The following is a 24,923-nucleotide window of genomic DNA, read 5'->3' on the forward strand; positions in this document are numbered from 1 at the left end:
GTTATATCTGCTATGCGTTCTGTTTCGTTTCCAAGCTGTTTACATCTGTTAAATCATAGCCTTGCAATTCAATTTCGCTTAGTGTTTTATAGCTAAAGGCATATTGACCTAAGTTGTTACTGTAGCGTAGTGCCGTTGTCTTTAATGGAATAAATCAAGGCGTGGCAATTAGTTTTCTTAACAACTAACAGCGCTTGGCGTTTGCCATTAGAGTCCGCAGCATCAAAAGTAAAATAATTCCACGCAGTTCAGTGCAACGTACTCTAATTTTCTAAGGATAGTATTAATGCAAAAACTCACTTTAACGGCGCTTACCGTCGCTGTGTCTTTAGCACTTTCAGGCTGTAACAGTACAAGCTCATCATCGACTCAAGCGCAATCAACAAGCGCTGCAATTAACTTACCGAGTGTTGACGTAAGTTATGACTCTTTTACGCTGGATAATGGCTTAAAAGTCATTGTTCACACAGACCGAAAAGCACCGATTGTCGCTGTAAACGTTTGGTATAACGTTGGTTCAAAGCATGAAAAGTTAGGCAAAACTGGTTTTGCCCATTTATTCGAGCACTTAATGTTTAACGGTACTGAAAATTATAACGATGAGTATTTTGGTCCATTCGAAAAAGCCGGTGCGACTGAACAAAACGGTACTACAAACAACGACCGTACAAACTACTTCCAAAACGTACCAACAACGGCATTAGATATGGCGCTTTGGATGGAATCTGATCGCATGGGTCACTTACTTGGCGCCATTACCCAAGAAAAACTCGATGAACAACGCGGTGTTGTACAAAATGAAAAACGCCAAGGTGAAGCACGTCCTTATGGCAAAATGTGGGGAGCAGTAGCGGAAAATACATTCCCGAAAGGTCACCCTTACTCGTGGTCTGTTATCGGCTCAATGGAAGATTTAAATGCGGCGTCACTTGATGATGTGCACCAGTGGTTTAAAGATTATTATGGCCCTAACAATGCTGTACTAGTACTTGCTGGTGACATTGACGTGGCAACCGCGAAAGAAAAAGCAAACAAGTACTTTGGCGACATCAAACCGGGTAAGCCAGTTGCACAAATTGATGCATGGGTGGCTAAGCGCACTGGTACTAAACGTATGACAATGCAAGACCGCGTGCCGAGTCCTCGTATTGTTAAAGTATGGAATACCGCTGAAAAAGGTACCGCTGATAGCGAGTATTTATCACTGCTTGCAGATGTGCTTGCCGGTGGAAAAAACAGCCGCCTTTATAAGCGCCTAGTCTATCAAGAGCAAAAAGCATCAATGGCATTTGCCTTTAACTACACTCGCACTATGGCGGGTCAAATTATGATTGGTGTTGATACGCTACCGGGTGCAAACTTAAACGAAGTAGAAGCGATTATTGATGAAGAACTTGCGAAACTACTGAATGAAGGCCCAACAAGCGAAGAACTAAACCGTATTAAATTCTCAAATGCGGCAAGCTGGGTAAAAAATGTTGAAGGCGTTGGTGGTTTTGGTGGCAAGTCAGACATTCTAGCATCAGGCATGGTGTACCACGGCGACCCTGTTTTCTATAAAAAGCAGCAGGCGATTCAAAACGCCGCAACCCCTGCTGATATTCAACAAGCAGGTAAAAAATGGTTAACTGATGGTGATTTTGTACTAACAATCGAGCCGTTTGAAAAGCTTTCACACAACCAAACAGGCGCAGATAGAAGTAAAGTACCAAGCGTTGATTCATTACCTGAATTAAAGCTACCTGAAGTACAAACTGCGCGCTTAAACAATGGTTTAGAAGTTGTATTGGCACAGCGTTCTGATACGCCAAGTATCAATATGGAACTTAATTTTGACGGTGGCTTCTCATCAACTACCGACGATAAAGCTGGCCTTGCACTGTTTACAATGAAAATGCTGCGCGAAGGCACCAATGAATTATCAAGCTTAGAGCTGGCTGCAGAACTTGAAAAAATTGGCGCGTCACTTTATTCAGGTGCAAGTTTAGATAACGCTGATGTTAGTTTAAGTGCATTAAAAGTGAATTGGCAGCGCAGTGCTGAGTTATTTTCACAAGCGATACTTAATCCTGCATTTAACGAGCAAGATATTGAGCGTATTCGTAAACTCACTGTTGACGGCATCAAAAAAGAAAAATCAACACCAATGAGCAATGCATTGCGTGAACTGCCACCACGTTTATACGGCGAAAATCACGCATATTCGCAACCTTTAACTGGCTCGGGTTACGCAGCAACCGTTAACAGTTTCACTCGTGACGACCTAGTTAATTACAAAAACACTTGGTTACGCCCTGATAACGCACGCTTAGTTGTGGTTGGCGATATTTCAATGGATGAGCTAACCACAACACTAAATACTACGTTGGCTGACTGGCAGGCGCCAAACACTGCAAAACCAGCGGTAAGCTTAACGCAGGTAACACCGGCACAAACAGCTAAAGTATATGTAATCGACAAGCCAGATACACCACAATCACTGATTGTTGCCGGTTTACTTGGCCCAGATCGCAATAGTTTAGCCACTGATCAAGATATTAAGCTGGATATTATGAACACCATTATTGGCGGTTCATTTACGTCACGTATTAATATGAATCTACGTGAAGATAAAGGTTGGTCATACGGAGCTCGCTCTGCATTACTTGACTATAAAGGGCAGTCTCCGTTCTTTGTTTATGCGCCAGTGCAAACCGACAAAACCAAAGAGTCGATTCAAGAAATCTTAAAAGAGCTTGAAAACTACACTGGTAAAAAACCAGCCACTGACGAAGAGCTAAATAAAGTTGTCAGTAACAAGGTTGCTAAACTACCAGGTCGTTACGAGAAAAAGTGGTCGTTACTTGGCTCGCTATCAAGCGCATATAAACGAGGCAAAGATGTATCTGACCTTGAGCAATATGGTTCAAAAGTAAAAAACACCACACTTAATGACGTGAAACAACAAGCTAAGAGCCTTATCAAACAAGACCAAATGACATGGGTTATTGTGGGTGATGTGGCAAAAATTAAAGCGGAACTTGAATCACTTAACTTAGGTGAAATTGTTTACCTAGAAGATTAGTTTATTAGCTAAATCTAAAACTTAAAAAGCCGCATTAAAGCGGCTTTTTTATATTTTAAAGTCAGCAAACTAGAGCGTCTTGATCTTTGCGCTCTACCTTATTAACTAAACAGATTTTGGTGTGAAGTCGTGGGTAAAAATCCGAAACAACTTAATCGCCAATGGCACCGCAACCTTACCAGTTTTAAACTCATCCATCGCAGATTTTAGCTCACTGTATTTGCTATTTTTTTCTGTTTCTAAATTGATCATACCCATTGTCCACTTGGAAAAAACACGTTTTTCAACGGGTTCAAAATACATCAAATTACAGTCTTTATGACGCTCGTCGCGCGCTATTTTTTGATATAGCGAATCTATTGTACTTTGCTCACCTTCTAGCACCTGCAGCAACCAACCGCCGTTATAAAAAAGGCACCCAGTAATGCCTTGGCTTTCATTAAACGTGCGAGCTACCTCTAAAATATCGGCAAAATCCTGATTTGAAAGCGCGCGTGTTTCTCTACTTTGATAAATTAATTGGTGCAGTGACATAAACAGTTCCATGGCTTAAAGTTCAACTTTAAAATATATAGACTGTTATCTTAAAAAGGTCACTGTTTAATAACAAAAAAAGGCCGCTAAGCGACCTTTTTACCAAGCGAGTAAACTATATTTACGCGCGTCGTTGGCGCAGTACTTCAAACAAACAAATACCCGTTGCCACTGATACATTTAAGCTTGAAACTGTACCTACCATTGGAATTTTAACCAGCTCATCGCAGTGCTCTCGGGTTAAGCGACGCATACCTGAGCCTTCTGCGCCCATTACAATTGCCATTGGGCCTGTTAGTTTTGCATCAAATACTTCAACATCTGTTTCACCTGCAGTGCCAACAACCCATACACCCATTTCTTTAATATCACGCAGGGTGCGAGCAAGGTTTGTTACCTGCACTAAAGGAACCGTTTCTGCCGCACCACAGGCAACTTTACGCGCGGTACCATTCAGTTTGGCTGATTTATCTTTCGGTACAATAATCGCATCGACGCCTGCGGCATCAGCATTACGTAAACACGCACCTAAGTTATGCGGGTCAGTTACGCCATCAAGTACTAATAAAAATGGCGTATCGCTATTGGCAATGATCTGGTCGAGGTCTTTCTCGTTGTACTTTTTACCCTCTTTTACGCGGGCAATAATCCCCTGATGCTGTTCACCTTTGGCTTTATCATCGAGTGCTTTACGCTGCATAAATTGAATTGATACACCGAATTGACGCGCTAGGTTAATAATTGGATTAAGACGTTTATCTTCGCGGCCTTTTAGCGCATAAATTTCGATAAAGCGCTCTGGTTCTTTATTTAAAATTGCTTCCACTGAGTGAAAGCCAAAAATTAATTCGTTACTCATTTAATTAGCTCTTAGCACGTTTTCTTGCATTTTTACCCGGACGCTTTTTAGCAGCCGAAGCTTTTGATTTGGTTTTGCTAGCAGACTTTTTACCTGCTTTGCTTTTCTTGGTCGGCTTACCTGATGATTTACCCGCAGGTTTTGGTTTACCCTTACCTTTGCCTTTTTCAGGAATCGCACCTGCACGCAGTTGGTCACGCACACTGCTCGCTTCATTTACGGCTTTTTGGGCACGACGACGTGAATAGCGGTCTTGCCCTACTTCTTCACCTAGCGTTAAATTAATGCGGCGATCATCAAGGCTAACAGAGGCTACTTGCACATCAATTGGGTCACCCATACGGAAAACTTTGCGGCTATTTTCGCCTATTAAACAATGCTTTTTACCGTCGAAATGATAATAGTCGTTGCCAAGTGACGTAACATGCACCATACCGTCGATATATAAGTCGTTTAAGCGCACAAATAAGCCAAAATTGGTTACCGATGAAATCACACCGCTAAACACTTCACCTACGCGGTCTTGCATAAATTCGCACTTCAGCCAATCGGCCACTTCGCGGGTGGCATCGTCAGCGCGGCGCTCAGTCATTGAACATTGCTCACCTAACTGATCGACCTCATCTTGAATATAGGCATATTCACCTGATGTTTTTTGCCCCTGCTCTTTAATAACGGCTTTAATTGCGCGATGCACAACTAAATCAGGGTAACGGCGAATTGGCGAGGTAAAATGCGCATACGCTTTTAATGCCAAACCAAAGTGACCAATATTATCTGCCTGATACACCGCTTGCTTCATTGAGCGCAACAACATGGTTTGAATAAGCTCAATTTCAGGGCGCTTTTCTAAACGGTCAAACAACTCGCCAACTTCTTTTGGCGTTGGCTCTTGAGGCATCGTAACTTCAATACCCAGTTCACCTAAAAACTGGCTAAAGTTCATTAGCTTTTCAGGATCAGGCTCGTCGTGTACACGGTAAAGCGCTGGCGCTTCGTGTTTTTCTAACAACTTGGCTGCGGCAACGTTCGCTAAAATCATGCACTCTTCAATCAGTTTATGTGCATCGTTACGGCTAAGTGCCACAATTGATCGATTTTACGCTGCGCGTTAAAAATAAATTTCGGTTCTTTGGTTTCAAACTCAATAGCACCGCGCTCTAAACGTGCTGCTTTCAGCGTTTTGTACATTAAGTGCAATTCACGAATATGCGGCACCAGTGCTGCATTTTCTTCACCTAAGGCATTTTCATCGCCGCCCAGTAACTCACCTACTTTGGTGTAAGTTAAGCGCGCATGCGAATTCATCACTGCTTGGTAAAAACGATAACCCGACAGTTTTCCTGTTTGCGATACTGTCATTTCGGCCACCATACACAGGCGGTCTACTTTCGGATTTAAACTACATAACCCGTTAGAAAGCACTTTTGGCAGCATTGGAATCACTTCTGATGGGAAGTACACCGAGTTACCACGTTGAATTGCTTCACGGTCTAATGGGCTGTTTTTGCTAACATAGTGCGATACATCGGCAATCGCGACCCATAAACGCCAGCCACCTGACTTTTTCGCTTCACAGAATACTGCATCATCAAAGTCGCGCGCGTCTTCGCCGTCTATCGTTACCAGTGGTAAATGACGTAAATCAATACGGCCTTCTTTGTCTTTTTCCAGTACTTCATCAGTTAGACCAGCGATTTGCTGCTCAAGATCTTTTGGCCATTGATTTGGAATATCGTGATTACGCAGCGCAACTTCAATTTCCATACCCGGCGCCATATGCTCACCAAGTACATCAATTACTTTACCAAGTGCGTTCATGCGCTTGCTTGGGCGCTGAGTGATTTCAATTTGCACCATTTGATTGTGCTTAGCATCACCTTCAAAGCCCGGTAAAATCATAATATCTTGGCTAATGCGCGGATCTTCCGCCACCACAACTGCCATACCGTGCTCACGGAAAAAACGACCAATAATCGGTGCTCTTTCACCTTCAAGCACACGTACAATTCGTGCATCGCATTTACCGTTTTTACCAAAACTAGCTGGCTTTGCTAATACACGGTCGCCGTGTAGCACTTGCTCCATTTGGTGTTTTGGAATAAACCAATCTTTACCGCCTTCATCCAGCTCTAAAAAGCCAAATCCTTCGCGATGTCCAATCACTTTACCTTTTACCAAACCGACTTTATCAGGAATGCAGTAACATTTTGATTTATTGAATAGCAGCTGACCATCGCGCTCCATTGCGCGTAAACGGCGTTTTAAAGCGATTTGACGCTCTTCTTCAAACACGTTTAGTTCGCCACATAAATCGGCAAAATTGGCAGGTTTAGTTCGGTTGCTGATATGCTCAAGAATAAACTCTCGGCTCGGCACTGGATTGTCGTATTTTTGTTGTTCGCGGTCTAAATAAGGATCTTTTTTCGGCATGAATTCGCACTATCTATGAAAGTGCTTTTATTTTAAACCATTTAGCCACTTGGTGACAGGTCATTTCTATGACAAGTCGCTTTGCACGCGCTTTTGTTTGTCAATTTCAACGACTAAGCCATCAAATGCCAACACTAACTCACCAAAGTAGTGGCTTTTTGCCTCGTTTTCTAGCGGTTCTAACATGCCTTCGCCATGGTAGCGGCTTGAAAAATGAAACAGCGCAAGGCGCGGAATATGGTATAACTCGGCAAATTCAGCAATGCGCTTGGCATCACTATGCCCGGTATGCATCCCTACTTTATGTAAATCGCTATGAGTAAACGTGGCTTCGTGCACCAGTAAATCGATATCTTCAACAACATCGGCCAATAATTTAGGCTTTTCGTTATCGCCACAAATAATCACCTTGCGTGGCTGCCAGCTCGGAAAAGTATATTCTTCGGCACGTAACAACTTACCTTGGAATTCAACATTCCGCCCTTTTTGCAGCAAGTTATAATGGCTACCCGTTGCAACACCGTCATTGGCCAACTTATCAAGATGCAGTTTACGCGGAATATTTCGCTCCGTTATTTTAAAGGCAACACTTGGTACGCGGTGCTTTAATGGATGAATAGACACCTGACAAAAACTAAAATCAAGGCCGTGATCTATCGCTTCAATTTCACGGCAAATTAACTCAAAGCCCGTTTCCATTTGAGTAAATTTAAGTGCGCTTAACACAAAATCAATCACCGCTTTAGGTGCTACTAAATGCACAGGCTCTTTTCGCCCCGCCAACGAAATAGAGGCAATTAACCCCGGTAAGCCATAACAGTGATCACCATGTAAATGGGTAATTAAAATTACTGATAAGTGGTAGCTCGCCAGTTCACTTTTTAAAATTTGATGCTGTGTCCCCTCACCACAATCCACCAGCAACCACGACTTAGTCGAGTCAAAACTCACCGCAGTAGCACTAACATTACGATTAAGTGACGGGCACGCTGACGAAGTGCCTAAAAAGTGAATTTTCAAATTATGAGCCTATGGGTTTGGGGGTATTAGTTAAATTGTAGAGGAGATTGATTGGGGATGGAATTAGTAGATAGATTTTTGAAAATTAATGATGTAAATACATTCGTCCCTGAGATTTATCGCACATCATCCATGATGCGCTCGTTCATTCTTTTTAAACGACCAAAAAGAACGAACCAAGAAAAAGCCGCCCCAGAAATCAAACTGATTCTTCAAACATAATTTAAATGTGAACATAAACGCCATGAATCGGCATCCATGCCTCAGCAAGGCTTGCTCGACCGCTTCGCTCCCTGTCTCGCATTATTCATTTAAATTTTGTTTTCGGGTTTGATTAAAGGGGGTAGTTTTTCTCAGCGGCGGCCTTCAAGGTCAACAGTGAGCGAATTACTGTCATTAGAAAATTATTTTTCAATACTGATTTTATCTCCAGTTGCTATGAGTTTCTCCTATATTCAAGAAAACGACCCATTTGGTCGCTTTTATCCTTTTCATAATTTCTATAATGAATAAAAGTATAACTGTAGCAACAAGTTAGTTAGTATGTTAGAACTAGTCCAATGATAAAAATGACCCGTGGCTCGTAGAAAAACGACCCATTGGGTCGATATTAAATTGTTAGCAGTACAAGAAAAGGAGTTCAGTTTGAGTTCAATTTTAGAAATCATAAATAGCTATACACCATTTGAGCAAAGCTTAATTGGTTCAGCTGTATTTTTATTTTCTTCTTGGTTATTTCGAACCATATTTAATAAAGCTAAAAGTAGCGGAAAAATATTCTTTAAAGAGTACTCGAAAATAGATGTGGTCAAACATACTCTGCATAAAGAATATATAAATAGCAACAACATGCAATTTTCAACTTTTGGCTCTTCAATTGCATTACTTCATGCAAGTCGTTGGCTAATTAAGGCTTTATTAATATTCATATTTTTCTCTGGGTTATCATCAATATTAAATGCTGATTGGTTATTTGTTGCAGTATATTGGTTCTGCTTTAACTGTGTTCTTGAGGCTAATAGTTGGGTTAAGGATTCAAGTAGCGAAAGTAGTGTTTCTCATGTCCCTGAAGATCTAAAAAATGAAATCTACGACAAACTAAAACCTCAACCAATAGAAACAGTGGAAAGTACTGCAAACAAGTAACTAAGTCGGGACTGATAACAGTTGTCTCAGTTCCACTTCGTTTCACATTTTAGCCAACAGTTATCAGCCCCTTAGTTAGGCTTTATACGTATTAGTTCAGAGGAAGTGTTATGCAGTTATTTTTCCATGATGTTGGCTTAAAAGGAGCTAATGCAGATTTTCCCAAAACTGTTTTTGGTGAAGTCGCTGTTTCCGACATCGTCGAACATTGTCCACCTCATCTAAAAGCAGAAATAGAAGATAAGCTTCTAGCTGAGTTCCCCGATGGCTGGTGTAACGTCTGGGGAGTTCCTGATGGCGCCAAGAGCGTTATTCGTCAACTTAAAGTTGACGATGTCATGCTTTTAATTAAGACCACTGGTGGTGATGGTGAAATGCCAGCTCTTTGTCATGTAAAAGGCTTTTGGAAAGAGCAGCTTTTAGACCTTTCAAACTTTTTGTGGGGAAGTAGTCATTTCCCCTACGTGTTCTTTTTCAAAACTCAGCATATCGAACTGACTTGGACCCAGTTCAAGAAAGATGTTCAATATATGCCTAACTTTCGACCGTCAGGAAATGTTTATCGTGTGAAAAGCGATCGACTTGAACATTTTGGTGGCTCAGAAGGCTATGTCAGTCATCTTTTACAAATCGATGATTTTGGTGACTATGAAATTCGAGAGAACTCACCAGAACAGGAGTATGCTGAGGGCGAAAGGCAGGTACGTGAAGCTTCGTATTTCAAGCGTAACTCTAAGTTAGTAAAAGACGCAAAAGCTGAGTTTGGTTTTATATGCCAGGTTTGTGATTTTGATTTCGAGTCAGTGTACGGAAAAGAATTAGGCGCTGATTTTATCGAGTGCCATCATAAGAACCCTCTACACGAAAAAGATGAGAACTACATCAGTACATTAAATGACGTTTGTGTGGTTTGTTCAAATTGTCACCGTATGCTTCATCGCACTAAGCCAGCAATGAAACCTGAAACTCTAAAAGCAAAGCTGCTCAAAAAATACATAAAACAAACTGTTTAAGAGTGATTCGCAACGCATGGCATTTTTACTATGCGTTGGTTTTAGAGAAACATTTGGGGTCAAGTCATGCATCTTGCACCACACTGCCTAAACCTTTTGTACAGCTTCAAAGTTTACACCCTCACCCATTAAATCAAACCTTAAAACATTATTTAAATGAATAATGCGAGACAGGGAGCGAAGCGGTCGAGCAAGCCATGCTGAGGCATGGATGCCGATTCATGGCGTTTATGTTCACATTTAAATTATGTTTGAAGAATCAGTTTGATTTTGGGGCACGTTTTTTGGTTCGTTTTTGTCGTGTAACAAAAATGAACAAGAGAGCGCCATGGATGGCGCTAGATATAAAGCACGGACGCTACTATCGCCAGTGCGACAAATATACTTTCAAGTATAAAAAACTGTTAAGAATAAGCTCTCAAGTAAATTTCGCTCTTAAAATAAATACGACAATCATAACTTCCTTTCATAATAAACCGCTGGAATATCCCCTAGCGGATCATTATGCATATACTCTTTCACAAACGTCATGCCGAGTTTTTCCATTACACCAATGGAGCCCGCATTTTCTTTTAACGCAATTGCACTAATATGCGTGTACTCAGGCATTAACGCAATTTGCTCAACTAGGGCATTAGCAGCTTCAGTTGCATAGCCTTTACCCCATGAGCTTTGCTTAAAACGCCAACCTAGTTCAAGGTTATGCCACTGGGTGTCGGTTTCATCATTAAAGAAATGCATTGGCCGTACTAAAATCCAACCAATAAATTCACCCGACTCTTTAATGTTAACTTTCCAAAGACCCCAACCTTTTTCTTTATTGGCATACTTTGCCATACGCGGTAAAAACACTGTGTGCTTTTCTTCCATCGTGGTTGGCTTGCCACCATTTAAATATTTCATTACCGCAGGGTCTTGGTCGAGTTGATATAAATCATCGATATCTTTTTCAGTGATAAATGAATAATTAAGGCGTGAAGATGATGGCTGCATTTTTTATACTCCTGAGCGGTAATTAATGTGATTTATGGGCTGAATTTTTCTTATTTTTTTCTGATTTGTGATTCTAACACTACTTTTTAAAAGGCCTTTAGTATTAACTGTTACCAAACATTAATAACAGGAAATACCAATGAATTTAATTAAAGGACTATGCCTAACACTCGCACTTTTTGTATCAAATGCCATTGCCCACCAATATGAAGGTGATTGGCAATTTATTAAAGGTGAATACAAAACGCCGTCAGGTGAAGTACTAAAAGCAGATAACGCAACACTTGTGGCAATCAAAACCGTGAAAGGCGATAAATTTGCTTTAAACAATATGCAGCAAGGTGAGTTCTTAGGGTATTTAGCCGGCAAATTTACCATAGACGGCGATAGCTACAGCGAGCATATTGAAAAAGGCACTTCAAATGAGCACCAAGGTAAAGTGTTTACCTTTAAAGGCTGGCTTGAAACTAAACAAGAGCACGGTATTGAGGTGATTTACTGGCACCACAAAGGGTTGGTGAATGGCACAGAAGAAACCGAAGTTTGGCGTAAACTTGCTCGCTAATTTTTAAAACCAGTCAAACATTCAGAACCCAACCCTTTCTGAATAAAAGGAAACCAATGCGGTTTCCTTTTTCTTTCAGTGACAAAGACCACGTTATTATGCAAAATTAGAGGCGAGTGCAAGGGTTGCCCAAATTAGTCGTTTCGCGTCAATCCTTTATCTCTTATACGCATCCGTCAGCAAAATAAGAGTAAACTACATGACTATTATGCAAAAAACCTATTGGTTAATACTCACCTTAGGAAACGCTACTACATTTTTTCTATGGCAACAGCATCCTGATGACCTAACACTATCACTGTTTATTTTTACCCTTCTTTACAGTGCGATTGGCTTTTTCGATATCTTTTTCTCAAAGCGTAATTTAAACCGGTTGTACCCAGTTGTTGCTTACATTCGCTATTTTTTAGAGTCATTTCGCGTTGAAATACAGCAATATTTTATTGCCAACGACACCGAAGAAAAACCCTTTAACCGCGAGCAACGTTCGCTTGTTTACCAACGTTCAAAATCGGTGCGCGATACTATTGCCTTTGGTACGCAGCGCGATTTACTGGAAGAAAATTATTTAAGTTTATGGCACTCGCTCGCGCCGTGTGACGTAAAAGAAGAATATAAGCGCACGCTAATTGGTGGTCCGGATTGCAAACAACCCTATTCGGCATCTCGCTTAAATATTTCTGCAATGAGTTTTGGTTCGTTAAGTAAAAACGCCATCGAAGCGCTTAACTTAGGCGCCCATAAAGGTAGTTTTTACCACAATACTGGTGAAGGCGGGCTCAGCCCTTATCACCTAAAACACGGTGGCGACATTGTTTGGCAAATCGGTTCGGGGTTATTTTCGTGTCGTACACAAGATGGCGACTTTGACCGTGAAGTATTTCGCACTAAAAGCGCATTACCGCAAGTTAAAATGATTGAAATAAAGCTATCGCAAGGTGCAAAACCAGGCCATGGTGGTGTATTGCCTAAAGCAAAAATTACCGACGAAATAGCACGTATTCGATTAGTGGACCAAGATAAAGACTGTATATCGCCAGCGGCGCATCCCAAGTGCAAAACGCCAAAAGAATTACTTAACTTTGTTGCTGAATTACGCGAGCTTAGCCAAGGCAAACCTGTTGGCTTTAAACTTTGTTTAGGCAACCCTGCCGAATTTTTAGCAATCTGTAAAGCCATGTTAGAACTGGATATTTACCCCGACTTTATTACAGTTGATGGCGCTGAGGGTGGCACAGGTGCTGCGCCCGTTGAATTTTCAAACCGCTTAGGCATGACCTGCCTTGAAAGTGTTTACCTTATTCATAACGCATTAATTGGCGTTGGTATTCGCGATAGAATTAGCATTATTGCCTCTGGTAAAACCGCATCGGCATTCGATCTATTAGCAAAACTTGCAATTGGCGCAGACGCTGTGAACGCAGCGCGAACTATGATGATGGCATTAGGCTGTATTCAATCTCGCAGTTGTAATACTAACGACTGCCCAACAGGCATTGCCACACAAGATCCTGCGCGCGCAAAAGCAATCGATGTTGAAAGTAAAAGTGAGCGAGTTAAAAACTTTCATAAAAATACCCTACACGCCTTTTATGAATTACTCGGTAGCATGGGGTTAGACGACCCCGATAAACTATTGCCGCAAATGGTAAAACGCAGAACGCCCTACGGCTTGCTAATGTCGGTTGGCAGCTTAATAAAACCGTTACGCAAAGGTGAGATACTGGAAGATAGGCCACTTGGCAATTGGAGTATCTGGTGGCAGCAAGCCTCAAGCGAGCACTTTTACGTATATGACGAGACTATTTTAAAACCACAGGAGTTAGTACGTGACAACACCTAATTTATCGCAGTTAAAAAACCAATCACTGATTAAACAAAGTAGTTTCGTTAACGGCTCGTGGTTATCATCAAACAGCTCATTTGATGTTGTTAATCCTTTTAACAATGAGTCACTACTGCAGGTTGATGATATTGAGATAACGCAAGTTGAAGATGCGGTTTCTGCCGCCAAAAACGCTCAACAAGCATGGCAAAGTACCACAGCCTACGAACGAGCAGCTCAACTTAAAAAATGGGGCGAGCTATTAACAGAAAATCTTGACGATTTATCGCTATTACTCACCTTAGAGCAAGGCAAACCACTGGCGGAAGCGCGCGGTGAAATTAAATATGGCATTAGTTATATTGATTGGTTTTGCGAAGAAGCCAAACGAGTTTACGGCGATACTATTCCTGCACTAAGTAGCTCTCAGCAAGTGATTGTAACAAAACCCCCTGTTGGTGTTGTTGCGGCGATTACACCTTGGAACTTCCCTAATGCGATGATCACCCGAAAAGCCGCAGCTGCACTTGCTGCAGGCTGTTGTTTTATTGTGAAACCATCAGAGTTAACACCTTTAAGTGCGCTGGCAATGGCTGAATTAAGCCTACAGGCGGGCATACCAAAGGGGGTTTTTAATGTGGTTGTAGGTACTAATGCTAAAGCCATTGGCGAGGTGTTAACAACCCATCCAGATATTGCCAAGTTTAGTTTTACCGGTTCCACAGCTGTGGGTAAATTACTCACCCAACAAGCCGCATCAACGGTAAAACGAGTTTCGATGGAGCTTGGCGGTAATGCACCGTTTATTGTTTTTGACGATGCTGATTTAGAAGCTGCAGCTACGGGGTTAATTGCAGCAAAATTTAGAAACGCAGGGCAAACCTGTGTGTGCGCCAATCGTATTTATCTTGCCGAATCCATTAAACAGCCGTTTTTAGCCATCTTCACAGAAAAATTAAAGCAGTTAACACAAGGCAATGGCCTTAACGATGTGCAACTTGGTCCGCTTATTAATCAAGCCGCAATCGATAAAGTCACACAATTAGTTGATACAGCGCTAAGTGAAGGCGCACATATTCACTACCAAGGTGAAGCAAGTGCAACAGGCTACCCAGCAACTATTTTAACCAACTGTAACAACACTATGGAGATTGCACAAAACGAGATTTTTGGCCCAGTAGCCACTATTTTTAGCTTTGATGATGAGCAAACTGCTATCAATCTCGCTAACGATACAGAGTATGGCCTTGCCGCTTATTTTTACAGCCAAAACATTAATCGCATTATGCGCGCAGCCAATCAGTTAAAGTTTGGCATGCTTGGCATTAATGAAGGCATTATTTCAAACGCCGCCGCCCCATTTGGTGGCGTAAAACAGTCCGGTTACGGCCGCGAAGGATCGAAAGTTGGCCTGGATGATTACCTTGAAATTAAGTATTTGTGTTTCGGTAATTTATCAAGCTAATAACTCGCACTCTCAGTGTTTACTTTCAAAGGAGATGAATTATGAGTTTTTATAAATTATCAGCTATCACGGCGTTAATCGCTGCGTTACTTTCAGTCGCCCTAATGGGAGTGCCTGAGCTGCTTTTTTATCTATTTAATATTGAAGCCAGCGATGCAACCTATTTTATGGGGCGTAGAGCAAGCATTCTGTTTCTTGGGCTTGCATTGGTATCTTGGCAAATACGCAAAATATCAGACAAAACCATACAGCTAGCTGTTAGCTTGAGTTTTATGGTGATTATGTTTGGCTTGGCAATACTGGGGAGTATTGAATTTACGCTAAATAATGCAGGTGTGGGGATCTTTTTGGCAATAATCACCGAGCTGACTCTCGGGTTATTTTACCTAAAAATATGGCGAGAAAAGCGGTTACATACAAACCCAACTTAAATAAAAAAGGCCATTGTGGCCTTTTTTATTGTGGTTTTAAATTTATAAAAAGCTTAAACCTTGCTTTAACAAGTTAGCTTCTTTGCTGTATCCATTATTCGCCATGTAGCCAACTAATGAGTTTACTAGCAAAGGAACTTGCTCTTTTGGAATACCAATGCTTTCAAACGCACTATCCAAATAACCTAGACTTGCTGCTTGTTTAGTTTTATCGCCGCCTTTGCCTAGCATTGAACTTAGTGAAGACATTGACGATTTAGGCGCTTCACTGATCAGCCCGTTAGTATTTGGTAATGCTTGACTAATCAAGGCAAAGTTTTCAGGGCTAACATGATCTTTTGCTACTTTGAGCAACGCGCCCATACCTGAACCAATGATATCTTCAGATAACCCCAATTGTTCAGATGCATATTTTACTAAGGCATTTGATGTTGTTTTTTCTGCTGTTTGGTTTGCTACAGCGGTATTTAACGTGCTTTTTAAATCAACCGCACTCACAGAATTAGCGTAAAACGCGCCCGTTACCATTACAACTAAAGTTAATTTTTTCATTACTTACTTCCAATAAGGGGTTAACCGATTTAGGTACAGAGCAATACTAACAACTAAGGGATTAAAAAGTCATTAATTTAATTCGCTCAGGTACTTCAACCTAACACTGAATCACAACATCGACTCGTTAACGCACCTAATGGCTGAAAAGGAGCCATGAAAATAGCCCCTAATGCATAACGTAATATGTTTATATAAAGTAATGAGCAAGTGCAGCTAAGCAATAAGCAACTAATCCATACACCACAAATAAAGCCCATGCGAGTTTAGCGTTACCCATTTCCGCTTTTATCGTTGCCACGGTTGCTACACATTGTAATGCCACTACATAAAACAGCATTAAACCAATGCCAGTACCAAGTGGTAAGCCATCAGCCATAATTTGTGATGCTAATCCTGCAATGTTTTCATCAGCGCCTTCCATGCCATACAGTGTGCCTAACGCACCGACAAAGACTTCTCGCGCCAAAAACGACATCATGATTGCCACACCATAGCGCCAATCTACACCAAGTGGTTCAAACACTGGTGCGATAAACTGACCAAATTGACCAAGTAACGAATGCTCTAAATCAGCATTTTGCGGAAAATAACCCAGTACCCAAATCACCACAGACACAATAAAAATAACCGGTGCGGCGCGTTTAATAAAATAAATGCCACTGTTCAAAACACGGTGCATTAGTGGTTTCCAATGGGGCATCCGGTAGGTTGGCAGTTCTAAAATAAATGGCATTTCAGACTGGCTCTGCTCTGTCATTTTAGACTTACTCAATAATGCACTTACAATCAGCGCCATCACAATGCCAAATAAATACAGGGCAAAAAATGCGGTACCTTGTAAGTTAAAGACCCCAAGTACTGTGTGATCTGCCGGAATAAATACCGCAACTAACAAGGCATAAACCGGCAATCTCGCAGAGCATGACATCAAGGGAATGGTCATCATAGTGATCAGGCGTTTACGCGGTGACTCTATGGTCCTGGCGGCCATAATGGCAGGTATCGCACAGGCATGTGCAGATAGGTAAGGAATAAAGCTACGACCAGACAAACCAAAGAAGCTCAAAGGCTTATGGCATATCAAAGCAGCTCGTGCCAAATAACCACTGTCTTCGAGCAGACCTATGATAAACGTCAGCACCATAATTTGCGGCACAAATACTAAAAAAGAACCCACACCACCAAACAAGGCATCTGCTGTAAAGTCTTGCATCATGCCACTTGGCAATAAGCCTGTAACAAGCGCGGCGGTATCACCAATAAGCATTTCTACGCCATCCATTAACGGCGCAGCCCATGTGAAAATGCTCTGAAACAATAAAAACATAATTGTAAAAAATGCCACAGCGCCAAACACGCTATTTAACAAAAAGTTATCGATAACATTTTGCTTCTTAAGCACAATATCGCTGGCAATTGCATATTTTTTTGCAAGCGCTTTAGCACTTTGCACGTTTTTACTAGGATCTGAATGAAGATTTTGCTGAAAAGGTGCTTTAGCAATTTCAACTAAGCCTTTTTGAAACTCAGTTACACCTGTAAGCGTTTTTGCTGACAAAGCAAATACTGGAGCATTCAAATCTTTAGCGAGTTGTGCGACATCTATTTGATGATTAAAGCGCTGTAATTCATCAATTAAGTTAAGTGCAAACACGACCTTTTTATTATGTTGCTGTGCTAAATGTTGCACTTGCAATGCAAATACCAAACTGCGCTCTAATCGCGTTGCGTCTAGTACATTTACAATCACTTCGGTGTCGTCTTGATTAATCGCCTCATTTAGCTTTTCGACTGCGATCTGCTCATCTTTTGAAAGCGTATTTAGCGAATAGGTACCTGGAAAATCAACTACTTCAAAGTCATTAAATTGACCACTTTTAAGCTCGACTGTGACACCTGGAAAGTTAGCAACTTTTTGCTTTAAGCCTGTTAACTGATTAAAAAGCAAACTTTTACCACAGTTGGGCTTACCAACTAATAAAATTCGTTTCATGAGGGTTCTTACGGTTTACGCGATGTAAATACGTTTAGCTATTGCAGGTTCGAGTGAGTAAACACAATCCCCCACTTGATAAACAATGGGACCATTGAACGGTGTGCGACGTATGCAGGTTATTAACGCATTTTCAGCGAACCCCATTTCCTCTAGTCGTTGAGCGACGGCGGAATCTAAACTTGGACACAAGCGCGCTATTGTCGCCTGTTGCTTTACGGGAACATCACAAATCGTCATGATACTTATTCGCAGTTAAATATTTGCCGCCAGTATGCGCTTTTCTACAACAAAGCTCAATGCAATTTGAATATTTATCTAAACTTTATATAAATAAAAATTAATTTATTAATTAAATTAAAACCCTGTAAAAGTTACTAATCTTATTTAACTTAAATATTTATTTTAGATAATAAAAAAGGCCACCGAAGTGACCTTTCAATTAAATCAAGTTGAGGCAGTGCAGACTAATTCGTCCTGAAGATGCGGCCCGGTGCGTTACGCAGTAATCGTCATCCATGACTCGCGTAAAACACGCTGCGAAACTTCGATGACTTCAGGCATCCTGCCTTTCGCCCTTCGGGCCAGCTGCGCTGTTCAAAAATGTTCCCGATATTTTTGTCGGTCTTAATTTTCATATACAAAAAAGGCCGCTATCGCGACCTTTTCTTTTCAGCTAAGTATTAGCCGATATTCTTTCTAGCATTGCGGAACATACGCATCCACGGGCTATCTTCTTTCCACTCATCTGGGTGCCAAGAGTTAGCAACTGCACGGAATACACGCTCTGGGTGTGGCATCATTACTGTTGCACGACCATCAAGTGATGTAATACCTGTGATACCTTCTGGTGAACCATTCGGGTTGTTCGGGTATTGCGTAGTTGGGTTACCAAAGTTATCAACGTATTGAACAGCTACTGTGCCAGACTCAAGTGCTGCTTTCACTGCTGCGTCGTTTGCAAACTCAGCGTGACCTTCACCGTGAGATACTGCGATTGGCATACGAGAACCAGCCATACCCTGGAAGAATACTGACGGGCTTTCTTGTACTTCAACAAGGCTGAAACGTGCTTCAAAACGCTCTGACTTGTTAGTTACAAAACGTGGCCAGTGCTCAGTACCTGGGATAAGCTCTTTCAGTGTTGAAAGCATCTGACAACCGTTACACACACCTAAGCTAAACGTGTCTTGACGCTCAAAGAATGTTTGGAACTGATCGCGTGCCATGTCATTGAATAGGATTGATTTAGCCCAACCTTCACCCGCACCTAGTACGTCACCGTAAGAGAAACCACCACATGCTACAAGGCCTTTGAACTCTTCTAGCGTTAGGCGACCTTCAAGGATGTCACTCATGTGTACGTCTACTGCTGCAAAACCTGCACGGTTAAACGCGGCTGCCATTTCAACGTGTGAGTTAACACCTTGCTCACGTAGGATAGCCATCTTAGGCTTAGCTCCTGTTGCGATATAAGGTGCTGCTACGTCTTCGTTTAGGTCGAAGCTTAGCTTAACGTTAAGACCAGGATCTTTTTCGTCAAATTTCGCATCAAATTCTTGCTTAGCGCACTCTGGGTTATCACGAAGTGCTTGCATCTTGTAAGTTGTCTCAGCCCAAATAGTACGTAGCTCAGTACGTGTATTTGCAAGTACAACTTCGCCACCACGGTTGAAGATTACTTTGTCTTCAGTATTTAGTGCACCGATAGTATGGCTGATTGCCGCAAGGCCGTTATCTGCTAACACAGCTTCAACTGCTGCAAGGTCAGAGTTGCGAACCTGAATTACCGCACCTAGCTCTTCGTTATAAAGTGCTTCGATGTTTGAGCCTGTTAGGCTATCAAGGTTTACAGTTACACCTGTGCGACCGGCGAATGCCATTTCAGCAACCGTTGTGAATAAACCACCGTCTGAACGGTCGTGGTAAGCAAGTAACTTCTCGTCAGCTACAAGTGCTTGCATCGCTTCATAGAAGCCTTTTAATAGCTCTGGGCTATCAACGTCAGGCGTCTTATCACCAAGCTGCTTGTAAACCTGTGCAAGGCTTGATGCACCCATACGGTTTTGACCGGCACCTAAATCAACTAGGATTAGGCTTGAGTCACCTTTATCAGTGCGAAGCTGAGGCGTAACTGTTTTACGAATGTCTTCTACACGGCCAAATGCAGTGATCACTAGAGAAAGAGGTGCTGTAACCGCTTTGTCTTCACCGTCGTCTTGCCATGTTGTCTTCATCGACATTGAGTCTTTACCAACAGGGATCGTTAGACCAAGTGCTGGACATAACTCTTCACCTACAGCTTTTACTGCTTCGTAAAGACCCGCATCTTCACCTGGGTGACCTGCTGCTGCCATCCAGTTTGCAGATAGCTTGATGTTCTCAAGACCGCCAATGTTTGCGCCGGCAATGTTCGTTAACGCTTCTGCTACAGCTAAACGTGCTGATGCACCATAGTTTAGAAGTGCTGCAGGTGTACGCTCACCCATTGACATAGCTTCACCGTGGTAAGTGTCAAACGCTGCAGCTGTTACCGCACAGTTTGCCACTGGTACCTGCCAAGGGCCAACCATTTGGTCACGTGCCACAAGACCTGTAACCGTACGGTCACCAATGGTGATAAGGAATGTTTTTTCAGCAATCGTTGGTAGACGAAGTAAACGCTTAGCCGCTTCCTCTACATCAATGCTATTTGTGTTAAGTGCTTCACCAGATACCTTTTTTGACTCAACGTCACGGTGCATCTTAGGTGCTTTACCAAGTAGTACTTCAAGTGGAAGGTCTACTGGGTTGTTATCAAAGTGACTATCTGCAACTGTTAAGTGACGCTCTTCTGTCGCTTCACCGATTACAGCGTACTGTGCGCGCTCACGCTTACAGATTTCTTCAAATCGTGCGAAGTCTTCTGCCGCTACTGCCAATACGTAACGTTCTTGTGATTCGTTACACCAGATTTCGTGCGGTGCCATGCCCGGCTCATCATTCGGGATGTTACGTAGTTGGAATTTACCACCACGGCCACCGTCGTCTACAAGCTCAGGGAATGCGTTTGAAAGACCGCCCGCGCCCACATCATGGATAAACGCGATTGGGTTTTCGTCACCTAGCTGCCAACATTTGTCGATAACTTCCTGACAACGACGTTCCATCTCTGGGTTTTCACGCTGTACAGAAGCAAAGTCTAAGTCTTCGTTTGACTGACCAGATGCCATTGATGACGCAGCACCACCACCAAGACCAATGTTCATCGCAGGACCACCTAGCGCGATTAGCTTGGCGCCAACTGGGATCTCACCTTTTTGAACATGCTCAGTACGGATGTTACCAAGGCCACCTGCAAGCATAATTGGCTTGTGGTAACCACGCACCTCTTCACCATTATGGCTGTTAACTTTTTCTTCGTAAGTACGGAAGTAACCAAGTAGGTTAGGACGACCAAATTCGTTGTTGAACGCCGCGCCACCTAGCGGGCCGTCAATCATGATATCTAGTGCATCAACGATGCGGCCTGGCTTGCCGAAGTTAGTTTCCCACGGCTGCTCGAAGCCAGGAATACGAAGGTTAGATACAGTAAAACCAACTAGACCTGCTTTTGGCTTAGAACCACGACCTGTTGCGCCTTCGTCACGAATTTCACCACCAGAACCAGTTGATGCGCCAGAGAATGGCGCAATTGCCGTTGGGTGGTTGTGCGTTTCAACCTTCATCAAGATTTCAATGTTCTCTTGATTGTAGCTGTACTCCCCTTCTTTATTTGGGAAGAAGCGACCCGCTTTAGAACCCTTCATTACCGCTGCGTTATCTTTATAAGCAGACAGTACGTTTTCTGGGTGCGTTTCGTAAGTATTCTTGATCATTTTGAACAGCGACTTAGGCTGCTCTACGCCGTCGATTGTCCAATCAGCGTTGAAAATCTTGTGACGACAGTGCTCTGAGTTCGCCTGTGCGAACATGAATAACTCGATGTCGTTCGGGTTACGACCTAGTTTTGTGAAGTTTTCTACTAGGTAATCAATTTCGTCATCCGCTAATGCGAAACCTTGCTCTACGTTTGCAGTCACAAGCGCTTCACGGCCACCACCAAGAATGTCTACAGATGACATTGGGCGCGGCTCTTCTACGCGGAATAACTGACCTGCATCTTCAAGGCTGTTGTGCACAGACTCTGTCATACGGTCATGAACTAGCTTAGCAACGTCATTTAACTGCTCAGCGTTTAGGTCGCCTTCAACATAGTAAGCAATACCACGTTCAACACGGTGTACTTTGTCTAAACCACAGTTGTTAGCAATATCAGTTGCCTTTGATGCCCATGGAGAAATGGTACCAATGCGCGGCGTCACTAAAATGAGCGCACCTTCAGGCGTATGTTCAGTAATGGTCGGGCCATACTTTAATAGCTTATTTAGTTTGTCTAACTCAGACTCTGAAAGTTCTGCTGTTAAATCAGCAAAATGCATAAACTCAGCGTAAACACCAGTCACTGGTAAATTGGCGTCAGCGCAGGTTTTAAGGATCTTTTGAACTTTAAAATCAGAAAGTGCAGGTGCACCACGTAGGATCAACATAGGTATTTTCATCCGGGGTTAAGGATTGAACGAAGATTTATGGGCGCACATTATAGTGGAAAATGACATGAGATTTAAATAAAAATCAAAAAATAGACAAAAATAGGCAAATTCGAATTTTATGTATAGGACATTAGTCCTCGTGACGATCGGGACTTTATCTGTTATAACAAGCTTGTAGGGGTTAGTTATTTTAGGATTTGAGTGCTAAAACGCGTTGTAATTACACTGGTTATTTTTTTGCTGGCAGCATGCTCAGAGCCTGTCGCAGAAACACACCTCGGCCAAATTAAACAAAAAGATAAAGTTCGTATCGGCACGCTTGCCGGCGAAAGTACCTACTATATTAGTGCCAATGGTGAGCTAGGTTTTGAATATGAGCTCGCCAAAGCATTCGCAAACTTTATTGACGCAGAACTCGAAATCATTCCTTTTTTCTCAATTAAAGACATGCTTAACAAGCTAGAAAAAGGACAAATCGATATTCTCGCCTCAGGCCTTACCCTAAACAAATCGCGTTTAAATACATACCGTTTTGCCCCGCAATATCGCTCAATCAGTCAAAAACTAGTTTATAAACAAGGGCGCAAAAGACCGCGTAATTTTTCACAGCTAGATGCCCCTGTTACCGTTATAGCCAAAAGCGCTCATGCTGCCAGTTTATTAAAAGCAAAAGCCAATTTTGAGAACTTACAATGGGTTGAAACCGAAGAGTTTGATGAAGCCGAATTATTACAAGGCATTATTGATGGCAAATTCGATTACACCATTGCTGACTCGCACACTTTGGCGCTATTTCGCCGCTATCACCCAGAACTTAGTATTGCCTTTTCAGTGACCCGTGAAGAACCAGTCGCTTGGATGCTACAACAAAATGATGACGACAGTTTATATGCAATGGCGATTGAGTTTTTTGGTTATGCACGCTCAACAGGCCTATTACAAAACCTAGAAGAAAAATATTTTGGCCACGTTCGTCAGTTTAACTACATCAATACCCTCGCTTATATAGAAGCAGTTCGTGATGTATTACCTAAATACCGAGATTGGTTTAAGCAATATTCACGCAGCCTTGATTGGCGCTTACTGGCAGCGGTAAGTTATCAAGAATCGATGTGGGACCCACGTGCCAAATCGCCCACTGGCGTACGCGGTATTATGATGTTGACCTTGCCCACTGCTAAATCGGTGGGTGTTAAAAACCGCCTTGAACCAGAACAAAATATTCGTGGTGGCGGCATCTATTTAGAAAAACTGATTAATCGCGTGCCCGAACGCATAAAAGAACCAGACCGTACTTGGCTTGCGCTTGCGGCTTACAATGTGGGCTTTGGTCATATGGAAGATGCTCGCGTGCTAACTGAAAAAGCAGGTGGCGATGCCGACAAATGGGCAGATGTGAAAAAACATTTACCGTTACTGATTAAAAAGCGCTACTATCGCCAAACAAGATACGGGTTCGCCCGTGGCGATGTCGCCGTTAAATATGTCGATAATATTCGCCGCTATTACGACACGCTCGTTTGGCTTGATGAAAACCAAGATCAGTAACACAATAGTTGAATTCACCACTGTGAATGTCATATAAGTGTCATGATTTATTAATAAACTTATCGAGAGATAAGGGCTTTAGCCAATTACCCTTCTCCACTCTCACCTTTTTAAGGAGAACCTATGCTAAGAACGCGTAGAAAATTCAAAGTAAAACGCAGTACGGTTAACACTTGTGCTATTCGTCGCCGCATTGCAAGACGCAACACCCATCGTAAAGTTCTTGAGCGTCGCAGAGCATTTAATTTATTGGTGGAAGCTGAAGCGAGCTAGCTTTCACCTTTTGCCGCTTTTTTAGCGGCTTTTATTTCTGCGCGACGTTTTTTAAAAAATGCCGACAGCTTTTCACTGCACACTTCCGCTAAAACCCCGCTAGTTACATCTATTTGATGATTGAGCTTTTCGTGACGGGTTAAGTCCATAATACTGCCCGCTGAACCTGTTTTTTCATCATGTGCGCCAAATACCAAACGCTTTATACGGCTATGCACCAACAGCCCTGCACACATAGAGCAAGGTTCAAGTGTGACGTATAACGTACAATCGAGCATACGGTAATTTTCAATGTGCTTGCCAGCTTGGCGAATTGCCATCATCTCAGCATGGGCCGATGGATCATGCTGTGTAATTGATAAATTATATCCCTCAGCAATAATCTGATTGTCTATTACAACAATGGCACCAACCGGTATTTCTCCATGTTGCTCGGCAATATCAGCACGTTTAAGCGCCTCAATCATCCAATATTCATCGCTAAATTCAGGGTACATAGTTACTCAGGTTGATTTATAAACACCTTAAATATTTTACCAAGTTAAAAAGATTCATGCATTGTTATCTCTTTTTCTTAGAATTTTTTAAAATAAAGGGCTAATGTCATAGTTATTCAATTATTTTTTAGGCTATAA

General features: G+C 42.2%; 18 protein-coding genes and 1 pseudogene. 9 read left to right on the top strand and 10 right to left on the bottom strand.

Annotated features, from left to right (window positions below; all coding sequences use genetic code 11):
- Positions 1-286: 286 nt before the first annotated feature.
- On the top strand, positions 287-3,064 hold the full coding sequence (locus C2M30_RS00235) for a M16 family metallopeptidase (RefSeq protein ID WP_105170255.1): 2,778 nt from the start codon (positions 287-289) through the stop codon (positions 3,062-3,064).
- 105 nt (positions 3,065-3,169) lie between these two features.
- Here C2M30_RS00235 and C2M30_RS00240 read toward each other — a convergent pair whose 3' ends face one another.
- The 4 genes and pseudogenes from C2M30_RS00240 to C2M30_RS00255 all read right to left on the bottom strand — a co-directional run bounded on the left by C2M30_RS00240 (position 3,170) and on the right by C2M30_RS00255 (position 7,910).
- Positions 3,170-3,598, bottom strand: a complete 429-nt coding sequence (locus tag C2M30_RS00240; RefSeq protein WP_105170256.1) for a BLUF domain-containing protein — start codon at positions 3,596-3,598, stop codon at positions 3,170-3,172.
- A gap of 121 nt (positions 3,599-3,719) precedes the next feature.
- Positions 3,720-4,457, bottom strand: coding sequence for a 23S rRNA (guanosine(2251)-2'-O)-methyltransferase RlmB (gene rlmB, locus C2M30_RS00245; RefSeq protein WP_010562064.1), 738 nt, complete (start codon positions 4,455-4,457; stop codon positions 3,720-3,722).
- A 4-nt stretch (positions 4,458-4,461) separates the two neighbouring features.
- A pseudogene (gene rnr / locus C2M30_RS00250) lies at positions 4,462-6,890 on the bottom strand (ribonuclease R).
- A gap of 66 nt (positions 6,891-6,956) precedes the next feature.
- On the bottom strand, positions 6,957-7,910 hold the full coding sequence (locus C2M30_RS00255) for a ribonuclease Z (RefSeq protein ID WP_105170257.1): 954 nt from the start codon (positions 7,908-7,910) through the stop codon (positions 6,957-6,959).
- Between the two features lie 645 nt (positions 7,911-8,555).
- Here C2M30_RS00255 and C2M30_RS00260 point away from each other — a divergent pair.
- Positions 8,556-9,056: a V3/V1b-type arginine vasotocin receptor gene (locus C2M30_RS00260; protein WP_105170258.1), complete on the top strand. Its 501-nt coding sequence runs from the start codon at positions 8,556-8,558 to the stop codon at positions 9,054-9,056.
- 110 nt (positions 9,057-9,166) lie between these two features.
- Positions 9,167-10,069, top strand: a complete 903-nt coding sequence (locus C2M30_RS00265) for an HNH endonuclease (RefSeq protein ID WP_105170259.1) — start codon at positions 9,167-9,169, stop codon at positions 10,067-10,069.
- A 453-nt stretch (positions 10,070-10,522) separates the two neighbouring features.
- Here the strand turns inward: C2M30_RS00265 and C2M30_RS00275 are convergent, their stop codons facing one another.
- Complete coding sequence (locus C2M30_RS00275) at positions 10,523-11,062, bottom strand: GNAT family N-acetyltransferase (protein WP_105170260.1); 540 nt, start codon at positions 11,060-11,062, stop codon at positions 10,523-10,525.
- Between the two features lie 139 nt (positions 11,063-11,201).
- On the opposite strand from C2M30_RS00275, the gene C2M30_RS00280 reads away from it, so the two are divergent.
- The 4 genes from C2M30_RS00280 to C2M30_RS00295 all read left to right on the top strand — a co-directional run bounded on the left by C2M30_RS00280 (position 11,202) and on the right by C2M30_RS00295 (position 15,348).
- Complete coding sequence (locus C2M30_RS00280; protein ID WP_105170261.1) at positions 11,202-11,627, top strand: hypothetical protein; 426 nt, start codon at positions 11,202-11,204, stop codon at positions 11,625-11,627.
- A 199-nt stretch (positions 11,628-11,826) separates the two neighbouring features.
- Positions 11,827-13,470: an FMN-binding glutamate synthase family protein gene (locus C2M30_RS00285; protein WP_105170262.1), complete on the top strand. Its 1,644-nt coding sequence runs from the start codon at positions 11,827-11,829 to the stop codon at positions 13,468-13,470.
- Positions 13,457-14,917 carry an NAD-dependent succinate-semialdehyde dehydrogenase gene (locus C2M30_RS00290; protein WP_105170263.1) on the top strand — a complete coding sequence of 487 codons (1,461 nt, stop codon included), beginning with the start codon at positions 13,457-13,459 and terminating at the stop codon, positions 14,915-14,917. The genes C2M30_RS00285 and C2M30_RS00290 overlap by 14 nt, the downstream gene beginning before the upstream one ends.
- A 41-nt stretch (positions 14,918-14,958) precedes the next feature.
- The gene (locus tag C2M30_RS00295; protein WP_105170264.1) at positions 14,959-15,348 is read left to right on the top strand and encodes a hypothetical protein; all 390 of its coding nucleotides are present in this window, start codon (positions 14,959-14,961) and stop codon (positions 15,346-15,348) included.
- 42 nt (positions 15,349-15,390) lie between these two features.
- Here the strand turns inward: C2M30_RS00295 and C2M30_RS00300 are convergent, their stop codons facing one another.
- From C2M30_RS00300 to purL, 4 genes are all read right to left on the bottom strand, one after another.
- A complete protein-coding gene (locus C2M30_RS00300) occupies positions 15,391-15,900 on the bottom strand; it encodes a DUF2780 domain-containing protein (RefSeq protein ID WP_105170265.1) in 510 nt (169 codons plus the stop codon).
- A 190-nt stretch (positions 15,901-16,090) separates the two neighbouring features.
- Positions 16,091-17,896: a ferrous iron transporter B gene (gene feoB, locus C2M30_RS00305; RefSeq protein ID WP_105170266.1), complete on the bottom strand. Its 1,806-nt coding sequence runs from the start codon at positions 17,894-17,896 to the stop codon at positions 16,091-16,093.
- Positions 17,897-17,911: 15 nt separating this feature from the next.
- On the bottom strand, positions 17,912-18,136 hold the full coding sequence (locus C2M30_RS00310; protein ID WP_010562077.1) for a FeoA family protein: 225 nt from the start codon (positions 18,134-18,136) through the stop codon (positions 17,912-17,914).
- A 443-nt stretch (positions 18,137-18,579) separates the two neighbouring features.
- Complete coding sequence (gene purL / locus C2M30_RS00315; protein ID WP_105170323.1) at positions 18,580-22,464, bottom strand: phosphoribosylformylglycinamidine synthase; 3,885 nt, start codon at positions 22,462-22,464, stop codon at positions 18,580-18,582.
- 204 nt (positions 22,465-22,668) lie between these two features.
- Between purL and mltF the strand changes: the two genes are divergently transcribed.
- Together mltF and C2M30_RS21425 are read left to right on the top strand one after the other, a co-directional pair.
- On the top strand, positions 22,669-24,015 hold the full coding sequence (gene mltF / locus C2M30_RS00320) for a membrane-bound lytic murein transglycosylase MltF (RefSeq protein WP_105170267.1): 1,347 nt from the start codon (positions 22,669-22,671) through the stop codon (positions 24,013-24,015).
- A 123-nt stretch (positions 24,016-24,138) separates the two neighbouring features.
- Complete coding sequence (locus C2M30_RS21425; protein ID WP_157813511.1) at positions 24,139-24,288, top strand: hypothetical protein; 150 nt, start codon at positions 24,139-24,141, stop codon at positions 24,286-24,288.
- Here the strand turns inward: C2M30_RS21425 and tadA are convergent.
- Entirely contained in the window at positions 24,285-24,785 is a 501-nt protein-coding gene (tadA, locus tag C2M30_RS00325) for a tRNA adenosine(34) deaminase TadA (protein WP_105170268.1), read from the bottom strand. The genes C2M30_RS21425 and tadA overlap by 4 nt on opposite strands.
- Positions 24,786-24,923: the final 138 nt, after the last annotated feature.

The sequence above is a fragment of the Pseudoalteromonas sp. T1lg24 genome (assembly GCF_002964745.1).
GTDB classification, from domain to species: domain Bacteria; phylum Pseudomonadota; class Gammaproteobacteria; order Enterobacterales; family Alteromonadaceae; genus Pseudoalteromonas; species Pseudoalteromonas spongiae.